Source organism: Micromonospora sp. C31 (assembly GCF_018070575.1).
Taxonomy (GTDB): domain Bacteria; phylum Actinomycetota; class Actinomycetes; order Mycobacteriales; family Micromonosporaceae; genus Micromonospora.
The window spans coordinates 1-5,166 of record NZ_JAGPXN010000049.1 but is presented as its reverse complement, the minus strand read 5'-3'; the positions used below and the strand labels follow the sequence as shown (position 1 = coordinate 5,166).

The 5,166-nt window shown below is 67.4% G+C and carries 5 protein-coding genes and 1 pseudogene; 2 read left to right on the top strand and 4 right to left on the bottom strand.

All coding sequences use genetic code 11. The annotated features are described in order from the left end of the window. Window positions 1-150 precede the first annotated feature (150 nt). A pseudogene (locus tag KBX06_RS27320) lies at window positions 151-399 on the top strand (HD domain-containing protein); the annotation flags it as partial. Window positions 400-700: 301 nt separating this feature from the next. Here KBX06_RS27320 and KBX06_RS27315 read toward each other — a convergent pair. The 3 genes from KBX06_RS27315 to KBX06_RS27305 form a co-directional block, all read right to left on the bottom strand. After that, window positions 701-1,951: a DUF4041 domain-containing protein gene (locus KBX06_RS27315; RefSeq protein ID WP_247686773.1), complete on the bottom strand. Its 1,251-nt coding sequence runs from the start codon at window positions 1,949-1,951 to the stop codon at window positions 701-703. A gap of 439 nt (window positions 1,952-2,390) precedes the next feature. Then, window positions 2,391-2,630 (bottom strand): hypothetical protein, encoded by a 240-nt coding sequence (locus tag KBX06_RS27310; protein ID WP_210839922.1) that lies wholly within the window; start codon window positions 2,628-2,630, stop codon window positions 2,391-2,393. 3 nt (window positions 2,631-2,633) lie between these two features. Further along, window positions 2,634-2,903, bottom strand: a complete 270-nt coding sequence (locus KBX06_RS27305; RefSeq protein ID WP_210839921.1) for a hypothetical protein — start codon at window positions 2,901-2,903, stop codon at window positions 2,634-2,636. Between the two features lie 170 nt (window positions 2,904-3,073). Between KBX06_RS27305 and KBX06_RS27300 the strand changes: the two genes are divergently transcribed. Next, window positions 3,074-4,153 carry a helix-turn-helix domain-containing protein gene (locus KBX06_RS27300; protein WP_210839918.1) on the top strand — a complete coding sequence of 360 codons (1,080 nt, stop codon included), beginning with the start codon at window positions 3,074-3,076 and terminating at the stop codon, window positions 4,151-4,153. 16 nt (window positions 4,154-4,169) lie between these two features. Here the strand turns inward: KBX06_RS27300 and KBX06_RS27295 are convergent, their stop codons facing one another. Further along, a complete protein-coding gene (locus KBX06_RS27295; RefSeq protein ID WP_210839917.1) occupies window positions 4,170-5,018 on the bottom strand; it encodes a hypothetical protein in 849 nt (282 codons plus the stop codon). Window positions 5,019-5,166 lie beyond the last annotated feature (148 nt).

The following is a 5,166-nucleotide window of genomic DNA, read 5'->3' as shown; positions in this document are numbered from 1 at the left end:
ACCTACCACCGCCGTCGACGCCAACGATCCCTGTCCCGGTTGACCCCTATCGAGTACGAGACCATCATGACCCGACCGGCCAGTCAGGCCGCGTGACTGAACTGTCACCTATCGGTGCAGCAGACCCGCTGCTCACCGGCCGTCGTCGCCGCCCTCACCGCCGCCGTCACTGAGTACGAAGCCGGCGAAACCCTCGAAGCCATCGTCGCCCGCGACGCCGACAAACTCGAATGCCTCGTCCAAGCCGTCGAGTACCGCCACCAGGGCATCGACAACGTCCAACGGTGGATCGACAGCTCCCGCGCCGCTCTCACCACGACATCCGCGCACCGCCTCGCCGAAGCTGCACTTGCCGGTCAACCCCTCGCCTGGCTCACACCGCCCCCGAAGCCGGAGTGACTGACCGCTCGCTTCACAAGTGCTGGGCACTCCTTCTGGGCCTGTCCGTGTACGTCTCTGACGTCGGGCCCTGATCCGTTGCAAGCTGGCTTCGGCTCCCACTGTTCGGCCCTGTTGCTGTCACCGTTGCTGTCGACAGCAACAGGGCTGACTGCTTCGGTGTGAACGCCGTCTTAGCGCATCGTGTGCTGCTATCGGTCGTGATCCTCTGGCTCTGAGCTCGGCCACCGCCCTGTCTATTGTCGTCCCGTGTCGCCTCAGGCAACGCGTTCGATGCTCCTCGCTGCGCGGAGGCGACCGATCAGTTCGCGCCAACGATGCTCTGCCGGTACTCCAGGGCTTCGGGCACTTCCTCGTACTGCAGCAGGTTGCCCGTCAGAGCGAGCAGGTGCGTCTTGGCCTCCGCCGGGGTGACGCGAAAGAACTCGCGGCGCTGGTTGACCAGGTTGACGCGATGGTCCGCCAGTCGGGTGTGCATCTGATTCTCGATACCGACGGCGTCATCGGAGAAGAACAGGGCGTGCACGTCGAAGTTGAACGGGACCGAGGCGTCGCTGAGTTCACGCACCCGGTCAAGAGGGTCCAGTCGCCGAGTCATGCCGATCTTCACCATGTCCTCGCCGAACGCCCCGATGTTCGAGATCACGTAGACGTAGCCGGCGCGGACGTTCGCGGCCCGGTAGTCCACGGCCTCTGCCGCCGCCTCGACCTCAGCGAGGCGCTCCTCCATCTGGGCAACGCCCTCGGCGTCACCTCTGGCCCGAAGGGCGGCAAGCGCGTTGGCGTAGTGCTGCCGCTCCTTCTCCAGGCGTGCGCGCTCACGTTCGATTTCCTGTTGGACCTTTCGCTCTTCGCGCAGGCGCGCCTTCTCCTCCCGTTCTCGCTCTCTCTCCTCGGCGACCCTCGCCAGGTAGTCGGCGGTTAGCTCCAGTTCCTTCTTGCGCAGACGGTGGTAGCCGTTAGCGATCCGGATGTCCATCGTCTTGCCCAGGCGCGCGATCATCTCCGCCACCTTGTTGAGGCGCTCAATGGCCGAGTCCAGCCTGTAGGGCTTGAGACCCCGGACAAGGTTGTCGGCCTCGGCGTTGTACGCGCGCAGAACGAGCTTCGAGTAGTCCCGGATCATGGCCCGTCCCTTGGCCTCCGACCCGGAGACAGTCCAGCGGGTGTCTGCCTGGACGGCGCCACCATCCCTTCTGGCCATAGTCTTGATCCGGTCCTGGATGGTCGCGAGTTCGCCCTGGTAGGCCACGGCATCGGTCAGCGGGTGCCGGTACTCGTACACCCCCACCTCCTGCAGCAACGCGGTATCCTCAGTGAGGACCACCTGCTGTTTCAGCCCTGTCATTCGCTGGTCGAGCTCGGCTGTCTGCTCCGTCAACCGGTCGCGGTAGTGCTCCAACTCGATGGCGCTCATCACCCCGAGCCGTTTCATCTCGGACTGCAGACGATCTAGCTCCGCTCGCAGCTGGGCTACCTCGCCCTGGCGCTGGTCCAGCTGCCCCTGCAGCCTGGTGGCCTCGGCATGCCACGCGTTCAGCTTCTTCTGCAACTCCTCGTTCTCGGCAGCAAGCTCCCGCGCCTTGCCGCGCGCTCCGAACAGGGGGATGCCCTCGTTGACCCAGAGCTGCCACCCAGCAGGCGGTGGGCCCCATGCCGGGTCCGGAGCCCAACCGGCCGGGGGTGTCCAGCCTGCCGGAGGTGGGGGCCAATTCGGTGGTGGGTTGTATCGCATCGTCATGGCTGCTTGCGCGTCCCTTCTGGCTGACCGACCAACGTAGGGCGCCGTCGATGAACCGGTCAATCCGTCGCACGTGCCTCAGTGCCAGACTGTCGTGGGCACGACACCTCCCTATCCGAGCGGACCGACCTCCGGCCATCTCCAGATCATTGGATTAAGAAGCAGACCGAAGGATGGCCGTGGCGGAGTAACCGACGACCTCTTCGTCCAGAACTGTCGGCGAGGCGGCCGGATCGGGTGTCGTCCGAGGTCATTCCGCCTGTTGAGATTCGTCCTGGTCGGACGCGGTCGGTTCGGTTGCTGTACTCCGCTGCTGTACCTCTTCGGCGGTGCGCGGGACGTTGCGGGCGGCGGTCGCCACTGGGTCGCCTGCGGTTCGGCAGACCGGGCAGCGTCCGTCGGGTCCGGGTCGGTGCTGGCGGAGGATGACGCGGGCGGTGAGGATCAGCCGGTTGCGGATCTGCGCCAGGGACAGCAGCGGTGCGGTCACCGCTCAGCCCACCCCGAGGGGCGCGGCGAGGTGGGTGAGCGTCGTCGGGGCGGCGGATTCCCGGGCGGCCTGGGCGAGCATGTCGCGGCCGGCTGGCCGCTGCCGGATCTCGGCCGGTGCGATCCGATCGGCCTCCACCAAGACCCGCCCAGCACCGACCGGATCGTCGGCGTGCAGGTAGGCGCGGGCGGCATCCATGAGGTACGCGGCGCGGTGCTCGGCGCTCAGCCCCCGCCACCCGTCCCGCACGGTCACCCTCTCGTGCCGGGCCACGGCCTCTTCGGCGTCGTGGAAGGACCTGGTGCCGCCGCGCCGGCTGGCGACGCGCCCAGGCCCGGGTTCTCACACCGACCGCACCGGCCGCGCCTGGGAACTACTCTTGTGACCGCACGGCTACGGACGGAAGCGCCCCGATGCTTTCAGGACCTTTCACAGGGGATCCGATGGTCGACCTCGGCGCACAACTGAGGCAGGCTCGTACCGAGGCCGGCGTGACGCTGGCCTCCATCGCGGCCCGTATCTGCTACTCGGCATCGCACCTGAGCAACGTCGAGGCGGGACGCCGGACCGCGACACCGGACATCGTGCTCGCCTACGCGCGAGCGTTGGGAGACCCGGACGTGAGACGCAGGCACCTCCTCAAAGCCGCCACCATCGGCCCGATCGCCGCCAACGAGCTGATCCGATCCGGCTTCACCGCCGCCCTCGCCGGCCACCGCGACAGCGAGGACCGCTGGCGCGACCGGGTCGACCAGTACGGCCGCGACTACATGGAGATCGGTGCCGACAGCCTCCAGACCCGGCTCGCAGGTGACCTCGTCGTCCTGCAACAGCAACTCGACTCCCCGACCATGTGGGCGACCGCCGCCCGCGCACTCACCACCTACGGCAAGACGACCAAGGACCCGACCGAGGCGATCGGTTGGTACGACACGGCCCGGATCGCCGCCGACCGCTCCGACGACCTCGCCGTCCGGGTCTGGGTACGCGGCCGGGCCGCCATCGCCCTGGCCTACGAAGGCGCTGCCCTTCCCGTCGCCAAGCGGTACGCCGACGAAGCCATCGCCCTGTCCGACCGGCCGTCCCTCGGACGCCTCCAGGCGCTCATGGCCCGCGCACACGTCGCCGCCGGACGCGGCGACATCGGCGGAGCCATCACGGCCGACGAGGACGCACGACGGATCTTCGACCTGGCTGCCTCAGCAGACGGGGAGATCTCCGACGCCGCCGTACCCGCCTGGCGAATGGCCACCTTCCGATCGATGCTCTACGCCCGACTCGGCATGGTTGCGCCTGGCGAACAGGCCCAGACCGATGCAGACCGACTCCGACCGACAGCACTGACCCGGTTCGCCACTCACATCGAGCTACACCGCGCCCTCATGATGACCAAGTCCGGAGATCGGTCCGGAGGACTCGCCTACGCCCGACGAGCCTGGGCAACACTGCCAGCAGACCGCCGCTCACAGACCCTTGGACTGGTCCTACAAGAAGTCGAGAGAGCAGCCCGCAAGCCAACCTGAACCTTCCGTGCAGTATCTAGTTCGGCGACCGGATCGCGTCCCAGCCGGTGATGTCGCACTGACCGTGCTCGTTGTTTCCGGCGGCGACAACTGTTCCGTCCGCGCGTAGTCCGAGCGTGTGGGTGGATCCGGCCGCCACCGCGACAATCTCGCGCCAATCGGCCACGTCGCACTGGCCGAAATCGTTGCTGCCCACGGCCACGGCTCGGCCAGTCGCGGTAACCCCGACGGTGTGGTAGCTCCCAGCCGCCACTGCCACAAAGTTCCTCCAAGCGCTGACATCACAGGCACCCGTCGATTGATCCCCCACCGCGAAGACACGTCCGTCGTTGGTGAGACCGACCGTGTGAAGGTAGCCGGCGGCGACGGCCGCAACGTCACGCCAGGTGTCGACCGCGCACTGCCCACGGCGATCGTTCCCCACGGCGACGGTGGTCCCATCGGCTCTGAGCCCCACCGAATGCCAGTCGCCGCAAGCCAACGCGACCACCTCTCGCCATTGGCTCACGTTGCATGCTCCCTCGCGGAGCCGTCCCGCAGCCAGCACGGTGCCGTCACCAACCAACCCCAAGGTGCGGCGCCAGCCTGCGGCGACAAGGGTCACGTCGCACCATGACGCGACGTCACACTGCCCGTCACTGTTCCAGCCCGTCGCCACCACAGTGCCGTCAGCCCGGAGGCCGACGCTGTGGGACCGTCCGGTGTTCGAAGCCGTATGCACGTTGCCCGCCGCCACGGCGACCGTATGGCCCCAATCTTCGACCCGGCACTCACCGGATGTCCCCGTGCCGGCCGCAACCACGGTGCCGTCGGCACACAGCCCCAACGAGTGTCGTCTTCCAGCGGCGAGGACAGGACTACTCATGTGCACAGCATTACGGGTTAGTACTCCAACGTCACTTGGCTTCGGCGTTGGGCGTGGCGTGGGCATGAGGACGGCCACCGCGTTGATCATCGATGGTTTGTGAGGACAACCGAAGATCGCGCGATGGCCGTGGGCCACAGCGTAGACC

Excerpts from the sequence above, each read along its gene's own strand:
- KBX06_RS27300 (WP_210839918.1), top strand. The coding sequence starts at position 3,074 with ATGGTCGACCTCGGCGCACAACTGAGGCAGGCTCGTACCGAGGCCGGC.
- KBX06_RS27295 (WP_210839917.1), bottom strand. The coding sequence starts at position 5,018 with ATGAGTAGTCCTGTCCTCGCCGCTGGAAGACGACACTCGTTGGGGCTG.